This is a genomic window from Kribbella sp. NPDC051770 (assembly GCF_040681455.1).
GTDB lineage: Bacteria > Actinomycetota > Actinomycetes > Propionibacteriales > Kribbellaceae > Kribbella.
The window spans coordinates 79,023-95,389 of sequence record NZ_JBFAYT010000016.1 but is presented as its reverse complement, the minus strand read 5'-3'; the positions used below and the strand labels follow the sequence as shown (position 1 = coordinate 95,389).

Genomic DNA, 16,367 nt, shown 5'->3' with positions numbered 1-16,367 from the left:
GACCACCATCGCTAAGTATGTGTGGGGTCTGCGCCGCCGTTGGCGCCTACGAGGCCTGGGGTTACCGCTCCTCGTCCGCGGCGGCGACCGGGGTGGCGTCGAGCCGGCCGGTCTCGTCGTGGATGGTGATCGCGATGTTGCGCAGCTTCTCGGCGTGCTCCCGGCTGTGGTGGGCGCAGAACAGAAGCTCCCCACCGCTGGTCAGGGTGACACGTACGTAGGCCTGCGCGCCGCAGCGGTCACAACGGTCCGCAGCCGACAGGGTCGAGCTCGGGGCGAGTGCTGTAGTCACTTTGAGGCCTCATCTCATCTAGTTCCGTACTCACCAGATAGCAACATCCTGACATGCGGATCGCTTCCCGGTAGGTGCAGCGTGTCCGAATGTGAGACGAACCACCTGTTCCCTTATGACGCATATTGACGGGGAATCGTTTCGGATTCGCTCGATCTGTTGTTTCCGGCGGGTGTCGGGCGTGTCCTCTTTCACTGTGCGCCACCAGTTGTTCACTGTGCGCTGACTTCCGGAGTGTCGGAATTCTTCGTGATCGAGTCCGGATCGATACCTGCCAGGACAACTGTCTGGTGCGAGGTCCCTGTCGATGCTGTTGTGCTGATTCGGTACCCCGCCATGATGCCGGGCAACCCAAACCGGCCACGTGGACCTCCTGCCGGGTTTTGGGGGTGCGGCCTCGTAGGCTGTCACTCGTACGACGGCCGGGCCGTCGTACGGATGTCTGCTTGTGAACCAGTGAAGGAGCCCAGTGGCCGCCCCGACGCCTCGCAGTACCGAGCTCGACCCGACGTACAACGCCCGCAACCTGCTCGTCCTCGAAGGACTGGAGGCGGTCCGCAAGCGGCCGGGGATGTACATCGGCTCGACCGACAGCCGCGGCCTGATGCACTGCCTGTGGGAGATCATCGACAACTCCGTCGACGAGGCCCTGGCCGGGCACGGCGACCGGATCGAGGTCGTGCTGCACAACGACGGCTCGGTCGAGGTGCGGGACAAGGCCCGCGGCATCCCGGTCGACATCGAGCCGAAGACCAAGATGACCGGTGTCGAGGTCGTCTTCACCAAGCTGCACGCCGGCGGCAAGTTCGGCGGCGGCTCGTACAACGCCTCCGGCGGTCTGCACGGTGTCGGTGCCTCGGTGGTGAACGCGCTGTCCGCGCGCCTGGACGTCGAGGTGGACCGTGGCGGCACGGTCTGGACCACGTCGTTCCGGCGCGGGGTCGCCGGTGAGTTCGACGGCGAGGGAGCCTCGGCGGGCTTCACCGCCGCCGGCGGTCTGCGCAAGGCCGGCCGCGCCAAGAAGGGCGTCACCGGCACCCGCATCCGGTACTGGGCGGACCGGCAGATCTTCACCCGCGACGCGACCTTCAACTACGACGAGCTGGTCACCCGCGCGCGGCAGACCTCGTTCCTGGTCCCCGGCCTGGAGCTGGTGATCCGCGACGAGCGTGGTGACGAGGTCACCGAGGAGTCGTTCAAGCACGACGGCGGGATCAGCGAGTTCTGCGAGTTCCTGGCCACCGACCAGCCGGTCACCGAGGTCGTCCGGCTGACCGGGACCGGCCACTTCACCGAGACCGTGCCGATGCTCGACGACGCCGGGCACATGACCCCGACCGACGTCGAGCGCGACCTCGACGTCGACATCGCGGTCCGCTGGGGCGACGGGTACGAGACCGAGGTCCGCTCGTTCGTGAACATCGTCGCCACGCCGAAGGGCGGCACGCACGTGGCCGGCTTCGAGCGGGCGCTGTCGAAGGCGTTCACCGGCGTACTGACCGGGACGCGGCTGCTGAAGAGCGGCGAGGAGATCATCAAGGACGACGTGCTCGAGGGACTCACCTCGGTGGTCACCGTCCGGCTGGCCGAACCGCAGTTCGACGGCCAGACCAAGGAGGTGCTCGGCACGCCGGCCGCGTCGCGGATCGTCGCGAAGGTCGTCCAGACCGAGCTCGAGACGTTCCTCACCTCGACCAAGGGCACGGCGAAGGCGCAGGCGCGCGCCGTACTGGAGAAGGTCGTCGCCGCGTCCCGCACGCGCGTCGCCGCCCGGCAGCACCGGGAGCTCCAGCGGCGCAAGACCGCGCTGGAGTCGTCGGCACTGCCGGCCAAGCTGGCCGACTGCCGCAGCAACGACGTGGACCGCTCCGAGCTGTTCATCGTCGAGGGCGACTCAGCGCTCGGTACGGCGAAGCTCGCGCGCAGCTCGGAGTTCCAGGCGCTGCTGCCGATCCGGGGCAAGATCCTGAACGTGCAGAAGGCGTCGGTCGGCGACATGCTGAAGAACGCCGAGTGCGCCTCCATCATCCAGGTCGTCGGCGCCGGCTCCGGTCGGACCTTCGACATCGAGCAGGCCCGCTACGGCAAGATCATCTTCATGGCCGACGCCGACTCCGACGGCGCCCACATCCGCTGCCTGCTGGCGACCCTGTTCTTCCGCTACATGCGCCCCCTGGTCGACGCCGGCCGCGTCTACACCGCCGTCCCACCACTGCACCGCTTCGAGCTGACGAACCCGAAGAAGGGGCAGGACAAGTACCTGTACACCTACAGCGATGCCGAGTACCAGCGGAAGTCGGCTGAACTGATGAAGAAGGGCGTCCGCTGGAAGGAGCCCCCGCAGCGCTACAAGGGCCTCGGCGAGATGGACGCCGACCAACTCGCGGAAACCACCGTCGACCCCCGCCACCGCACCCTGCGCCGAATGACCGTCGACGACGGCGAGGCCGCGGCCCAGGTCTTCGACCTCCTGATGGGCAACGACGTCGCCCCCCGCAAGGAGTTCATCGTCCAGGGCGCCTACGAACTCGACGAAAGCCGCATCGACGCCTGACCCGTGTCGGTCGCCACGGTCCGGTCCCCATGTCGGGGCCGGACCGTTGTCGTGTGCGCGGAAAATGGGCCGAGGGAGGACCGGGTCGGGTGCGAGGATCGGGGTATGGAGCAACTGACTTTGAAGACGGGGCGGCTGGAACTGGTGCCGTTGGGGGATCGGCACCTGGAGTTGGAGGTGTTGCTGGACTCCGATGCCGAGGTGATGAAGTACCTGGGTGGGAAGGCTCGGAGTCGGGCGGAGGTTGAGGTGGCGCATGCTCGGCGGATGGGGTGTGCGGAGGGTGGGCTGGGGTTCTGGGTTGGGTTCGACGACGTGGGGTTCGTGGGGTGGTGGTTGTTGCGGGGGCCGTACGGGCCGGATCAGCCGCAGGTGGAGGGGGAGGCCGAGCTGGGGTACCGGTTGTTGCGGGATCGGTGGGGGCGGGGGTACGCGAGTGAGGGGTCGCGGGAGTTGTTGCGGTACGGGTTCGACGTTGTCGGGCTGGAGCGGATCTTCGCGCAGACGTTGGTGGGGAATGCGGGGTCGCGGGCGGTGATGGCTTCGGTGGGGTTGTCGTTCGTGCGGGAGTTCCCGTCGTCGGAGGACTTCCCGGGGGCCGAGCTGGGGGAGGTCGAGTACGAGATGACGCGGGAGACCTGGCGCAAGGCGCAGGCGTGACGCGGCTGGCGGCGTTCGATCTGGACAACACGTTGATCGATCGGGACGGCGCGTTCAAGGCGTGGGCCGAGTGGTGGGTCGAGCGGCAGCGGCTGAGCGCCGAGGCGGTGGGGTGGTTGCTGGCGAACGACCTCGGGGGCTATCGGCCGCGGGAGGAGTTGTTCGCTGGGGTGAAGGCGGAGTACGGCGTCTCGAAGTCGGCGGTGGAGCTGGTCGAGGACTACGACCGGGAGCATCCGCTGTTCACGTCGGTCGAAAGCGCTGTGCTGGAAGGGATTGCGAGCCTGCGCGCGGCGGGCTGGAAGGTTGTCGTGATCACCAACGGTGGAGTCGTCCAGCAGCAGCTGAAGCTCGATCACACCGGGATCGGGTCAGCGGTTGACGGCGTGTGCATCTCCGAGGCGGTCGGCGTGCGGAAGCCCGACAGACGCATCTTCGAAGTCGCGGCCGAGACGGTTGGTGCGCAACTCGACGGCGGCTGGATGGTGGGTGACCATCCGGAGTACGACATCGCCGGTGGGATCAACGCCGGTCTGCGAACGATCCAGGTCGGCGACCAGCGCGGCGGCCCGAAGGCGGACCATCACGTCAACTCCGTGGCGGCCGCCTTCGGGCTGATTCTCAGCTGAGCGCCTGCCGCAGCATCGCGTGGGCGCCGCGGACGATGGCGTCGCGGTTGGTCTCGTACGTCGGGTCGGTGATCTCCGTCTTGTTGGCGACGTCGAACTGCAGGACCGGGACGTGCAGGTGCCCGGCGGGCATCAGCGGGTCGAGCAGGTCGCGCTGGAGAGTGTTGCGGTAGGCAACTTCGTTGGAGAGGTAGCCGCCGCCGGCGCCCTCGGAAGCGATCGAGCCTTCGGTCGGGCCGAGGGGCTGGCGGACCGGGAGGGTCTGACCGGCCGGGATCTCCAGCACCGACGTGTTGACGCGGGTGCGGAACGGCGTGACGTCGGCCTGGGCCATCCGGGCGGTCGGGAGGCTGGTGGTCAGCCACTCCGGGCCGGCGGGCATGCTCGGGGAGACGACCGGCGCGTTGATCGTGCCGCCGCCCCAGAGGTTGTTGTTGTCGCCGATCGAGCTGACCGAGCGGCGGCGGCCGTTGAAGACCTCGAGGTCGAAGATGCCGACCCGGCCCTGGCTCGCGGTCATCACCAGGTCCGCGTGCTGCGGCCCCGGGCGGTAGTGCGGCGCGAGTGCGTCCTCGACCATGTTCTGGTCGAAGTCGGTGTACCGGACCGGGAACACCACGGTCTGGATCTCGTACGTCGTCCCGCCGATCTTCCAGCGCTGTCCGTCCAGCGAGAGCGCGTTCGCGCCGGAAGGGTTCCCGATCCGGATGTCGGCGTCCAACGTGAACGGGTCGAAGCCGGTCACCAGGATCTTCCGTACGCCGGGGGAGAACCGCGTGCTGGTGATCCCGCGCGACGCGTACTCCAGGCTCTTCATCAGCTCGGCGCGGTCCCCGGCGCTCAGCCCGAACGACGGCTTCCACTGCCGCAGCGCGAGCGCCATCGAGATCCGCGCCCAGTACAGCCCGCGGTCGTCGGTGGCCGGCAGCGCGGACGCGGCCTGCTGATGCTGGGCGCGATGCGTCGCCGTCCGCCAGAGCGCTTCGGCCTGAGCCCGTACGACGACGCGCGCGACCAGCTTGTTCGGCGCGGCGCAGAGCAGGTGGTTGAACAGTTTCACCTGCTTGTCGAAGCCGGAGCGGGTCAGGATCTGGCCGGGCACCGACGGGCCGCCGGCCACGCCGTTGCCGAGGCGCTGCTCCTCGACGGTGCCGGTGACGGCCGCGTCGAAGCAGGAGCCGTGCAGATCGAGCGGCTGGCTCGGGCGGTCGACGGCGATCGCGGCGGGTGCGGGAGTCGCGGTGAGGACGGTGCCGAGGGCCAGGGCACCGACCAGCAGGGAGCGGGAAAGAGAGCTTGGGCGGAGTCTCATACCGAATTCCTATCAGGTTCTGACCGGTTCGGCCGGAGTTCGTGGGCTGTCGCGGGTATTGCAGACAGTATGCAATGCGCTACTTTCGGAAGGCGGTGCTCGCCCGGCACCGCCGCCCGTGAGGAGAACCCCTGTGAGCATCCCGCCCCCTCCGTCCCGTCGCCGGTTCCTGACCAACGCGCTCGGCGCCACGCTCGGCGCCAGCCTGGGAGCGGTCGTGCTGAGCTCGTGCCAGGACACCGGTACGCCGTCCGCCACCCGCTCGTCCGGTCCGTCGTCGCAGCCCAACAACGCCGCCGCCGTGGTCGAACCGCCGATCACCACCGGCGACCAGGCCCTGCAGCGGCTGCTCGAGGGCAACGCGCGCTTCGTTGCCAACCGCAACGAGGCGATCGACGAGGGTGTCGAGCGCCGGGTTGCCGTGAGCAAGGGTCAGCAGCCGTTCGCGACCGTGATCGGGTGCGTGGACTCGCGAGTGCCGATCGAGCTGATCTTCGACCGCGGGCTCGGCGACCTGGTCGTCGTACGCAGTGCCGGTGAGGCGCTGGACGACTCGGTGACCGGCAGCCTGGAGTTCGGCGTCGCGGAGCTGCACACGCCGTTGCTGATGGTGCTCGGGCACCAGCGCTGCGGAGCGCTGGACGCGACGATCAAGGCCATGGACAGCCACCGCACCGGCGCGCACCCGGGCGGCATCGAGTACCTGGTCGACACCCTGACCCCGGCGGTCCAGCAGGTCGCTGGACAGCCGGGGGACAGGTTGGACAACGCCGTCCGTGCCAACGTCACCCACGTGCTCGGTGAGCTCCGCAAGTCGCCGGTGCTCGCCCCGCTGGAGAAGGCCGGCAAGGTCAAGCTGGTCGGCGCCTACTACGAGCTCGACACCGGCAAGGTGATCGTGCTCTAGACGATCTGGGTCAGGTGCCCGTCGTCCACGTCGTACATGAAACCGCCGACCAGGACGTCGTCGCCGATCAGCGGGTGCTCGCGGACGGCGGCGACGTCGTGGCGCAGGGCCTCGAGCTGGTCGGGGATGATGTTGATCGTCAGGTAGCCGGCCGGCAGGCCGGAGGCCTGCTCGACCTTGGCGCGCATCTGGTCCTCGGTCATCGACGCCATCGCGCAGCGGGTGTGCGGGATGACCATGATGCGGCGGACGCCGAGCAGGTGCACGCCGAGGACCAGGCCGGTCATCGTCAGCTCGGTGACCCGGCCGCCGGCGCTGCGCAGGACCTTGGCGTCACCGGGCTTGAGGCCCAGCAGCTCCAGCGGGGGAATCCGCGAGTCCATGCAGGTGACCACGCCGACGCCGGCGTGGGCGATGCCGTCGAAGCCGCCGTAGGAGAAGTTCTTGGCGTAGTCCGCATTGGCCGCGAGCAGGTCCTCGAAACCGGGGACCGGCCCTTCGGCGGCGCTCATCGGGGACCACCCGGAACTACGGTGCCGGCACGCAGGATCGACATGGCGAAAGGCTCCTTTCCACAGGATTCCGGGCGGGGAGGGTCGGCGGGATCGCTGGTCACCTGGACCTGCCAGGTCCGGCCGTCGGTGTGGGCGACGGTGACGGTGTCCAGCTCCTCCGCGACGACGCTGAGCGCGTCCAGGGCAACCTCGCCAGTGAGGTTGCGGACGGCGATCTCGGCGACTTGGCCGCGCTTGGTCCAGGCGGACCGGCCGCGCAGCGTTTCCACAACAGTTTCACCGCGGTCAGCGGCGTTCAGGACGGCGACGGCCGACTCGACGGTCAGCTTGCCGTGAAGGGTCCCGGCCGGCAGCACCGCCGCGGTCGGGGAGAAGCGGTGCCCGCTCAGGTGCGACGACTCCCACACCCGGCCCGGCGCCGCCTCGGCCGCACCGGCCACGACCGGCCGGCCGAGGATCGCGCAGCACTCGTCGCGCTTGCCGTTGGTGCAGACCAGCAGCACCGGCTGATCAACCGGCGAGAGCTCGGGCAGCGAAGCCCGTACGGCGTCCAGCTCGCCCCGGTGCACCGCGTCGACGTCGAGCGCGTCGAGCCGCGCGGGGTCGTCGACGCGGCCGCCGAGCAGCCAGCAGCGCCCGGGGACGGTGCTCGCGACGTACACCTGGTGCGGGAGCGGTACGCCGTCCGCGTGCTTGCCGGGGCGGCGGATGGTGCCGAAGCGCAGGTCCGCCTTCTTGCACTTGGCGTCGATGCGCGCTCCGAACACGGGGTCGAGGTGACTCTGGGTCGCGACCTTGGCACCCCACGGGCCGGGCTGTTCGACGACGACCCACCCGGCGGCCACGACGGCCGTACCGGGCATCGGCTCGTTCAGGTCCCGGCAGATCGTCGAGCAGAGCCCGGGACGTTCGAGTAAGGGGGCACTCACAACCCTCAACGTTACGCGAGGCCGGCCGGGATCCCCATGACGACCGTCACCCGTGGACAGTCCGGCGCCGTCCGAGCAGCACAACAGCCAGTACGGCGGCCGCGAACGCGCAGACCGCGGCCCCGGCGAAGATCGTGTGCACTTGTGAAATCGCCGCCTCGCGGAGAGCGTCGACGAACGGGCGGCAGGTGCCCGGGCTGGTCGGGCAGAGGTCGTTCGGGGAGGGGATGTCGGCGGCGAGCGCGTAGTACCGGCGCAGGCCGATCGCGGTCAGCGCGGAGACGCCGACGAGCATGCCGACCATGCGCGCGACCACGACGAGCGCGCTGACCAGGCCGTGGGCGTCCTGCGGGGTGGCGGCGAGCATGGCGGTGTTGACCGGGGAGAGGGCGAGACCGAAGCCGAAACCGCAGGCCAGGAGGACCAGCGTCGCCGGGACGGTGTCGAGGGCGTTGCGGTCCCAGAAGGCCATCAGGGTGAACATCAGGCCGGCGAGCGCGAGGCCGGCGGCGGTGATCAGGCCGAGGCCGTACCGGCGGGTGAGCCAGCCGCCGACGACGGCGCCGACGGGAAGCGCGATCAGGAAGCGGAGCAGGACGAGCGCGGCGGCGAGCTGGCCGCCGCCTTGTGTCGTCCGGGCGAAGACGGGGATGTCGACGAGCGCGGCGATCAGGGCGGCGCCGACGAGGAAGCTGACGACGAGGGAGCCCCAGGCGGCCGGGTGGTGGAGGAGGCCCGCGGGGATGATCGCGCGAGCTGTACGGCGTTGCCAGAGGATGAAAAGGAGAGCGAAGAGAGCGGCTGCTACCAGCAGCCATGGGCCCGCGGGGGAGAGGACTTCTTGTTCTGGGTCTGCTGTCGCGAAGGCCAGTACGACGCCCGCCAGGGCCAGCGCGAGGAGCAGAGCGCCGACGAGGTCGATCTCGGCGAGGGCCCGGAGGTTGGTCTTGCGGAGCAGCAGGGCGAGCCAGGCCAGCAGGAGGACCGCGGTGGCGACGCCGATGGGGGTGAGCAGGCGGGAGTCGCCGGTGAAGGGGACGAACGGGAGGCCGAGGGTGATGCCGGTGGCCAGGCGTTCGGGGGCGGTGAGGGTGAGTCCGAGAGCGACGCAGGCGAGCACGCCGACGGCCGCGGAGATCGGTGGGCGTTGGCGGCCGCGGAGCAGCACCGCGAGGACGACCGCGACGATGAGGTTGAGCCAGAAGATCCAGCGCCAGTCAGCGACGGCGAGGACGGCGGCGCCGAGCAGCGGGCCGAGGACCGAGCCGAGCTCCTGGACCGCGCCGACGACGCCGAGCGGGAGCCCGCGTTTGGCGGGCGGCCAGAGGTCGGCGACGAGCGCGAGGGTCGCGGGGACGAGTCCGCCACCGCCGATGCCCTGGAGGAAGCGTCCGGTGACGACGAGCGAGAGGTCGTACGCCGCCGCGGTGATCAGCGAGCCGACGGCGAAGAGCATCAGCGCGCCGACGAGCACCGGCGTTCGGCCGACGACGTCGGTGATGCGGCCGATCAGCGGGAGGACGGCGATGTAGCCGAGCAGGAACCCGGAGACGATCGGCGCCGCCCGCTGGAGCTGGTCGGCCGACAGCCCGACGCCCGACATCATGTCCGGGAGTGCGAGCACCACCACATAGGTGTCCGCTGCTGCAAAGGCAACTGCTACTGAAGCAAGGGTGAGCTTCGTCCGAGCATTTCCCACCGCAGTGGCCTCTGTCACGGCTTGGTGATCTCCACCTGTTCGCCGTACTTGTCGAGGGTGACGTCGTAGCTGCTCGTCGCGCCGTCGTAGAACGGGCCGGTGATCGTCGCCGACACCAGCTGCTTGCTGTCCTTGTCGATCTTGAAGGTGCTCGGGAAGTCCTGGTCGGCCGGCGCCTTCGGGAAGATACCCTGCAGCGTCTTGCCCTGGACCGCGCCGGTGATCTCGGTCAGCACCTTCGCGCCGTCCCGGGTCTCGCCCTTGACGACCGGGTCCTTCAGCGTCGGCAGGACCGCGGTGAGGCCCTTGGCCGGGTCGAGCAGGATCGCCGGGTCGGGCGCGCCGAGACCGGCCAGCTGCGACGGCGGGAGCTCGATGAACTTCGGCGTGAACGGCAACTTGGCGTAGACCTTGCCGCCGACCGCGACCACCTCGGCATCGATCGGCGACCCGGCCGCGCGCACGGTCAGCTTGCCCTTGAACGCCGGCGCGTGGGTCGCGACGCCGTCGCCGTTGGCCAGCGTCTGCGCGGTGTCCGGCAGGTCGCGCCCGGTGAGCACGACGTGCACGCTGGCCGCCTCGTCGATCGTCTTCTTGGCGTCGGTCAGCAGCGCCACCGCGTCGTCGCCGGACTTGCCGTCGCCGCCGCCGTCCTTCTTGTCACTGCAGCCGGTCAGTGCGAGCACGAGCACCGCACCGACCGCGACCAGTCTCTTCATGGGGTCAGCCTGCCAGGTCCGGGGCGCAGGCGGCGATCGGCTGAGCCACCGGTACGCCGGAACCGTCGCGCCGCGGGTCGACCGGCGGCAGGTCCACCGGTGCGCCGCTGGTCGCGCTGGCCTTGACCGGCGCCGTACCGACGAAGCCGAACAGCAGCCCGTCCTCACCCTTCAGCAGCCGCTGGCAGCGGACGCCACCGGTCGCGCGGCCCTTGGCCGGGTACTCGCTGAACGGTGTCACCTTCACCGCGCCGACCTCCGTCCCCGGCAGCGCCGACGAGGAGCCCGCGATCGTGACGACGTGCGCCTCGCGGGCGGCGTCGACCGCGCCGAAGTACACGACCTTCGCGCCCGACGACAGCCGGATGCCGGCCATACCGCCCGCTGTCCGGCCCTGCGGGCGGACCGCCGACGCGGGGAAGTGCAGCAACTGGGCGTCGCTGGCGATGAAGCAGAGCTCCTCGTCGCCGGTGGCCAGCTCGACCGCGCCGACGACCTGGTCGCCATCGGCGAGCCGGATGATCTCCCAGGAGTCGCGGTTGCTCAGGTGGTCGGGCACGATCCGCTTCACGACGCCGGTCGCCGTACCGACCGCGAGGCCGACCGACTCCGGGTCCATCGTGGTCAGCGCGAGGGCGCGCTCGCCGGCCTCGAGCTCGACGAACTCGGCGATCGGCGCGCCACCCTGCAGGTTCGGCGCGCTGGCCGTCGTCGGCACGGCCGGGAGGTCGAGCGACTCCAGCCGGATCAGCCGGCCGGCGCTCGTGACGAGCCCGTACTGGCCGCGGGCCGTGCTCTTGATCGCCGACACGATCGCGTCGTGCTTGGCCCGGCCGTCGGCCGCACCGAACGGCTCGACACCGTTCGTCCGGGCCAGCAACCCGGTCGAGCTCATCAGCACCCAGCACGGGTCGTCGGTGACCTCGAGCGGTACGGCGGCGGTCTTGGCCGCGCCGGACGACTCCAGCAGCACCGTACGCCGCGGCGTCCCGTAGGTCTTCGCCATCTCGGCGAGCTCCTCGGAGACGATCTTCTTGAGCAGCGCCGCGTCGTTGAGGATCGCGGTCAGCTTCTCGATCGTCGCCTCGAGCTCGGCCTTCTCGGTGTCCAGCTCGAGCTTGCTGAACTTGGTCAGCCGCCGCAGGGGCATGTCCAGGATGTAGTTGGTCTGGACCTCGGACAGGTCGTAGATGTCCATCAACCGGGTCCGCGCCGCGGCCGCGTCGTCGCTGGTCCGGATGATCTGGATGACCTCGTCGATGTCGAGGATCGCGACCAGCAGACCGTCGACGATGTGCAGCCGCTCCTCGGCCTTCTTCTTGCGGAACTCGCTGCGCCGCCGGGTGACCGAGTAGCGGTGCTCCAGGTAGACCTCGAGCAGCGCGCGCAGCCCGAGGGTCTGGGGCTGGCCGTCGACCAGGCAGACCGCGTTGATCGAGAACGAGTCCTCGAGCGGGGTCAGCTTGTACAGCTGCTCCAGCAGCGCCTCGGGGACGAAGCCGTTCTTGACCTCGATCACCAGGCGCGTGCCGTGGCTGCGGTCGGTGAGGTCCTTGACGTCGGCGATGCCCTGCAGCTTCTTGGCCTGGACCAGCGTCTTGATCTTCTCGATCACCTTCTCCGGGCCGACCGTGTACGGCAGCTCGGTGACCACGATGCCCTTGCGGCGCGGGGTGACGTTCTCGATCCGGGCGGTGGCGCGCATCTTGAAGCTGCCGCGGCCGGCGGCGTACGCGTCCTTGATGCCCTCCAGGCCGACGATCTTGCCGCCGGTCGGCAGGTCCGGGCCGGGGATGAAGCGCATCAGGTCGTCGAGGTCGGCGTTCGGGGTCTTGATCAGGTGCCGCAGGGCCTGGATGACCTCGACCAGGTTGTGCGGGGCCATGTTGGTGGCCATGCCGACGGCGATGCCGGCCGCGCCGTTGACCAGCAGGTTCGGGAAGGCGGCGGGCAGGACCGAGGGCTCTTCCTCGCGGCCGTCGTAGTTCGGCTTGAAGTCGACGACGTCCTCGTCGAGGCCGTTGGTCATCGCCAGTGCGGACGGCGCCATCCGGCACTCGGTGTACCGCATCGCGGCCGGGCCGTCGTCGAGGGAGCCGAAGTTCCCGTGGCCGTCGATCAGCGGGACCCGCATCGACCACGGCTGCGCGGTCCGGACCAGGGCGTCGTAGATCGCGCCGTCACCGTGCGGGTGGTACTTACCCATCACCTCACCGACGACGCGGGCGCTCTTCACGTGCCCGCGGTCGGGGCGGATGTTGTTCTCCGCCATCGAGAACAGGATCCGCCGCTGCACCGGTTTGAGGCCGTCCCGGGCGTCGGGGAGCGCGCGGGAGTAGATCACCGAGTAGGCGTACTCCAGGAAGCTGGTGCGCATCTCGTCGGAGACGTCGACGTCGAGGATGCGCTCCTCGAAGTCCTCGGGTTCGGCGGTGGTGCTGGTACGGCGTGCCATGCGGGTCTGTGCACTCCTCGGTGGTGCCGGCTGTTAGGCGCCAACCCTACGACGCCGTACCGACAACTCCCGCCAACGACCTGCCCCGAGCCGCGGCGACCCGTGCCGCCCGGATCTGCTCCGGGCGGCACGGGCGGACAGCCGATCAGTCCCGGCGGGTGATCAGATCGTGCCGCCGGTGATCCGGACGGAGCCGGTCTCGTCGCCGGTGATGCGAACCGAGCCGGTCTCGTCGCCGGTGATCCGGACCGAACCGGTCTCGTCACCGGTGATCCGGACCGAGTCGGCCATGGCGACGGCGGGTGTGGCGAGCAGGCCCGCGGTCAGCAGGGCCCCGGCGATGATGCGCGTGCGCATGGGTGATCCTTCCTGTTGGCCGGTCTGCGCGGCCGGTGGAGGTTCCACCGGCCTGGACCGGTGCGACGATCGTCGGTACGCCGGGGGCCGGTACTGCGGGGTTCTCGTGAGATTCGAAGAGTTTGTCCCGAGGGTCCGCGGGTGTTAGCAGGTCAGGTCTTCGAGCCGGACAGCGCGATGCCCTGCACGATCTGGCGCTGGGCGACGACGAACACCAGCAGCATCGGGAGCGCCGCCATCGTGGTGGCCGCCATCAGGCTGGTCCAGTCCGAGGAGTAGGCGCCCTTGAACTGGTTCACGACCAGCGGCACGGTGAAGTTCTCGTCGCTGTTCAGGAAGATCAGCGGCGAGAAGAACGAGTTCCACTGGCCGAGGAACACGAAGATCCCGAGCGCGACCAGCGGTGTCCGCAGCAGCGGCAGCACGATCGTGGTGAAGATCCGGATCCGGCCGGCCCCGTCGATCGCGGCCGCCTCCTCCAGCTCCAGCGGCAGGCCGCGGATGTACTGGCGGAGCAGGAACACCCCGAACGCGTTGAACAGCGCGGGCGGGACGATCAGGGCCAGGTGGGTGTCGATCCAGTGCAGCTTGCCCATGATCACGTAGAGCGGGATCACGGTCAGCTGGAACGGCACCATCATGGTGGCCAGGAAGACCCCGAACAGGGCCCGGCGGCCGGGGAACCGGATCCGGGCGAACGAGTAGGCCGCCATCGAGCAGGTGAGCAGCGTCAGCGCCGTCACCAGGGCGGCGATGTAGACGCTGTTGAAGTAGGCCCGGGCGAAGTCGGCGCCCTGCCAGGCGGTGGCGAAGTTCTCCGGCTGCCAGACCTTCGGGAACAGCTTGGGCGGCTGGGCGAAGATCTCGTCCAGCGGCTTCAGCGCCGAGAACAGCATCCACAGGAACGGGACGAACATCACCAGCGACCCGGCGACCAGGATCAGGTGCAGCGGGATCCAGGACGGGCGGAAGCGGCGAGCGGCGTCGTGCGTCGAGAGTCTCATTCGGTGTAGTGCACCCACCTCTTCTGGGCCAGGAGCTGCAGACCGGTCAGGGCCAGCAGGATCAGGAACAGGTAGATCGCGATCGCCGCGGCGAAGCCGAACCGGAACTCCCGGAACGCGACGTTGACGATGTCGTAGACGATCGTGTGGGCTCCGGCCGGCGCCGTGGTGTCGAAGAAGAAGAAGATGTAGTCGAACACCTGGAACGACCCGATGATCGAGGTCACCGACAGGAACAGGATCGTCGGCGACAGCAGCGGCACCGTGATCCGGCGCAGCTTCTGCCACTCCGAGGCGCCGTCGATGTCGGCGGCCTCCATCAGCGCCGGCGAGATGTTCTCCAGGCCGGCCACGAACATCACGATCATGTAGCCCAGCCCCTGCCAGATCGACACCAGGACGATCGCGGGGATGACGGTCTTCGGGTCCTGCAGCCAGTCCGGCGGGTTCGGGATCCCGAGCGACTTCAGCGCGGCGTTCAGCGGGCTGATCTCCGGATTCAGCAGCCACAGCCAGATCGCGGCCACCGCGACCGACGAGGTGACCTGCGGCGCGAAGAAGAAGACCCGGTAGAACGACTTGAGCTTGTGCGCCTTCTGGATCATGAACGCGAAGAAGAAGCCGGTGAGCATCAGCCCGGGGACCTGCAGGACCGTGAACCACGCGGTGTTCAGCCAGGACTGGCGCAGCTGCGGCGTCTTCCAGACGTCGATGAAGTTCTGCAGCCCGACGAAGGTCCGGGAGCCGAACCCGTCCCAGCTGGAGAACGACAGGATCAGCGCGAAGACCAGCGGCCCCAGCATGAACACGACCAGGCCGATCAGCTGGGGGGTCAGGAACGCGTACCCCCACAGCGCCTCGGCGCGCTGCTTGCGCCGTACGGCGGCAGCGGTCGGCATGCCTCAGCTCCCGTTGTTGATGAACGTGCAGATCTTGTCGGCGAACGTCTTCGCGTTGTCGCCGGCCTTGATCGACTTGTCCATCTCGGTGCCCAGGTTGGCCCCGACGGTGGCCTTGGAGGCGATCGCCGGCGGGATCGCGTACCCGGCCTTGGCGACGTCGGCGAACCAGCCGCCGTGCTCGGGCAGGTTGCCCTCGGTCACCACGTCGTCGAGGCCGGCGGTCGCCGGTACGGCGTTGCCGCCGCCGGACAGGCGGGCCTTCTGGCCGTCCTTGTTGACGAAGCGGGTGGCGAAGTACATCGCGGCCTCGGGGTCCTTGGCCTTGGCGTTCACACCCATCGCCGCGGTGTAGACGATCGTCGAGGCGACGCTCTTGCCGTCCTCGGACGCGAACGGCGCGATGTCGTAGCCGAACTTGAGCTTCTTCAGGTTCGGCAGGATCCAGCGGCCCATCTGGCAGCTGGCCAGCTGCTGGCCGTAGAACAGCGCGTCGACGCCCTGGCCCTTGGGCAGCGTGCCGCTGTAGGTAATCTTGCCGGCCGCGAGTCCCTCCCAGATCCACTCCAGGGTCTCCATCGACTTCGCGTCCTCGTTGAAGACCGCGTTGCGGCCCTCGACGGTCTTGCCGCCGAACGCGGTCATCCAGCTGAACAACGGGCCGAAGCCGCCCTCCAGCACCATGCCGCGCTTGCCGGTGGCCTTGATCTTGGTCAGGAAGTCGTCGAGGGCGTCGCGGTTCCAGGTGCCGTTCTCGTGCCGCTGGGCCGGGTTCTCGGTGATCCCGGCGGCGGCAGCCATGTCCTTGTTGAACCAGAACACGATCGGGTTGCAGTCGACGACCAGGCCGTACGTGCCGGGGCTGCCGTCGGCGGGCTTGCACCACTCCATCAGGTTCGGGTAGAGCGAGTCGAGCTTGAGCGGGGACTCCGGCTTGGAGGTGAAGTCGGTGAAGTCCATCAGGTTCTTGGACTGGATCAGCCGCTGCATCGCGACGTCCTGGACGTAGAAGACGTCCGGCGCGCTGCCGCCGGCCAGCTGGGTGAGCAGCTTGGCGCCGTAGTCGCCGACGACGACCTGGAAGTCGGCCTTGGTCCCGTACGCCTTCTCGTAGTCCTTCGAGATCTGCCGGAACCGCTCGGCCTCGCCGGGGTTGGCCCACGACGCCCAGGTGACGGTGCCGCCCTTGCCGCCGCTGCCGCCCTTGCCTCCTTCGGCCGAGGTACCGCCGGCGCTGCCGTTCGCGCAGCCGCTCAGCAGTGCGCTCGAGCCGACGCCCGCGACGGCCGAGGCGGCCAGGAAGGTGCGCCGCGAGATGGGTCGTCCGCCGGCGGGGTTGGTGAAGATGGGCATGAGGAAACCTCCTGGTGGATGTGGTTGCCTACGGCAACCTCAGCACCTCCTGGCGGGCAGGCCTCGGGCACGTTTCTTCCATC

The 16,367-nt window shown here is 69.3% G+C and carries 15 protein-coding genes; 4 read left to right on the top strand and 11 right to left on the bottom strand.

From position 1 onward, the window contains the following. Window positions 1–61: 61 nt before the first annotated feature. Complete coding sequence (locus tag AB0M01_RS35665) at window positions 62–292, bottom strand: hypothetical protein (protein ID WP_363676922.1); 231 nt, start codon at window positions 290–292, stop codon at window positions 62–64. A 469-nt stretch (window positions 293–761) separates the two neighbouring features. Between AB0M01_RS35665 and AB0M01_RS35660 the strand changes: the two genes are divergently transcribed. From AB0M01_RS35660 to AB0M01_RS35650, 3 genes are all read left to right on the top strand, one after another. Beyond that, entirely contained in the window at window positions 762–2,846 is a 2,085-nt protein-coding gene (locus tag AB0M01_RS35660; RefSeq protein ID WP_363676921.1) for a DNA topoisomerase IV subunit B, read from the top strand. Window positions 2,847–2,951: 105 nt separating this feature from the next. Then, window positions 2,952–3,506 (top strand): GNAT family N-acetyltransferase, encoded by a 555-nt coding sequence (locus AB0M01_RS35655; RefSeq protein WP_363676920.1) that lies wholly within the window; start codon window positions 2,952–2,954, stop codon window positions 3,504–3,506. After that, window positions 3,503–4,135: an HAD family hydrolase gene (locus AB0M01_RS35650; protein WP_363676919.1), complete on the top strand. Its 633-nt coding sequence runs from the start codon at window positions 3,503–3,505 to the stop codon at window positions 4,133–4,135. Before AB0M01_RS35655 ends, AB0M01_RS35650 begins: the two co-directional genes overlap by 4 nt. Here the strand turns inward: AB0M01_RS35650 and AB0M01_RS35645 are convergent. Continuing rightward, the gene (locus AB0M01_RS35645; RefSeq protein WP_363676918.1) at window positions 4,128–5,447 is read right to left on the bottom strand and encodes a hypothetical protein; all 1,320 of its coding nucleotides are present in this window, start codon (window positions 5,445–5,447) and stop codon (window positions 4,128–4,130) included. The genes AB0M01_RS35650 and AB0M01_RS35645 overlap by 8 nt on opposite strands. Before the next feature lie 133 nt (window positions 5,448–5,580). Here AB0M01_RS35645 and AB0M01_RS35640 point away from each other — a divergent pair, with 133 nt between their 5' ends. After that, window positions 5,581–6,354 (top strand): carbonic anhydrase, encoded by a 774-nt coding sequence (locus tag AB0M01_RS35640; RefSeq protein WP_363676917.1) that lies wholly within the window; start codon window positions 5,581–5,583, stop codon window positions 6,352–6,354. Here AB0M01_RS35640 and AB0M01_RS35635 read toward each other — a convergent pair. The 9 genes from AB0M01_RS35635 to AB0M01_RS35595 all read right to left on the bottom strand — a co-directional run bounded on the left by AB0M01_RS35635 (window position 6,351) and on the right by AB0M01_RS35595 (window position 16,284). Further along, entirely contained in the window at window positions 6,351–6,866 is a 516-nt protein-coding gene (locus AB0M01_RS35635) for a carbonic anhydrase (protein WP_363676916.1), read from the bottom strand. The genes AB0M01_RS35640 and AB0M01_RS35635 overlap by 4 nt on opposite strands. Next, window positions 6,863–7,798: a sucrase ferredoxin gene (locus AB0M01_RS35630; protein ID WP_363676915.1), complete on the bottom strand. Its 936-nt coding sequence runs from the start codon at window positions 7,796–7,798 to the stop codon at window positions 6,863–6,865. The genes AB0M01_RS35635 and AB0M01_RS35630 overlap by 4 nt, the downstream gene beginning before the upstream one ends. Window positions 7,799–7,844: 46 nt before the next feature. After that, window positions 7,845–9,515, bottom strand: coding sequence for an MFS transporter (locus AB0M01_RS35625; RefSeq protein ID WP_363676914.1), 1,671 nt, complete (start codon window positions 9,513–9,515; stop codon window positions 7,845–7,847). Continuing rightward, a complete protein-coding gene (locus AB0M01_RS35620) occupies window positions 9,512–10,216 on the bottom strand; it encodes an LppX_LprAFG lipoprotein (protein WP_363676913.1) in 705 nt (234 codons plus the stop codon). The genes AB0M01_RS35625 and AB0M01_RS35620 overlap by 4 nt, the downstream gene beginning before the upstream one ends. A 4-nt stretch (window positions 10,217–10,220) precedes the next feature. After that, on the bottom strand, window positions 10,221–12,671 hold the full coding sequence (locus tag AB0M01_RS35615) for a DNA topoisomerase IV subunit A (protein ID WP_363676912.1): 2,451 nt from the start codon (window positions 12,669–12,671) through the stop codon (window positions 10,221–10,223). 162 nt (window positions 12,672–12,833) lie between these two features. Next, window positions 12,834–13,028 carry a hypothetical protein gene (locus AB0M01_RS35610; protein WP_363676911.1) on the bottom strand — a complete coding sequence of 65 codons (195 nt, stop codon included), beginning with the start codon at window positions 13,026–13,028 and terminating at the stop codon, window positions 12,834–12,836. A 152-nt stretch (window positions 13,029–13,180) separates the two neighbouring features. Continuing rightward, window positions 13,181–14,032, bottom strand: a complete 852-nt coding sequence (locus tag AB0M01_RS35605; RefSeq protein ID WP_363676910.1) for a carbohydrate ABC transporter permease — start codon at window positions 14,030–14,032, stop codon at window positions 13,181–13,183. Then, complete coding sequence (locus tag AB0M01_RS35600; protein WP_363676909.1) at window positions 14,029–14,931, bottom strand: sugar ABC transporter permease; 903 nt, start codon at window positions 14,929–14,931, stop codon at window positions 14,029–14,031. Before AB0M01_RS35600 ends, AB0M01_RS35605 begins: the two co-directional genes overlap by 4 nt. Window positions 14,932–14,934: 3 nt before the next feature. Then, window positions 14,935–16,284 carry an extracellular solute-binding protein gene (locus AB0M01_RS35595; RefSeq protein WP_363676908.1) on the bottom strand — a complete coding sequence of 450 codons (1,350 nt, stop codon included), beginning with the start codon at window positions 16,282–16,284 and terminating at the stop codon, window positions 14,935–14,937. Window positions 16,285–16,367: the final 83 nt, after the last annotated feature.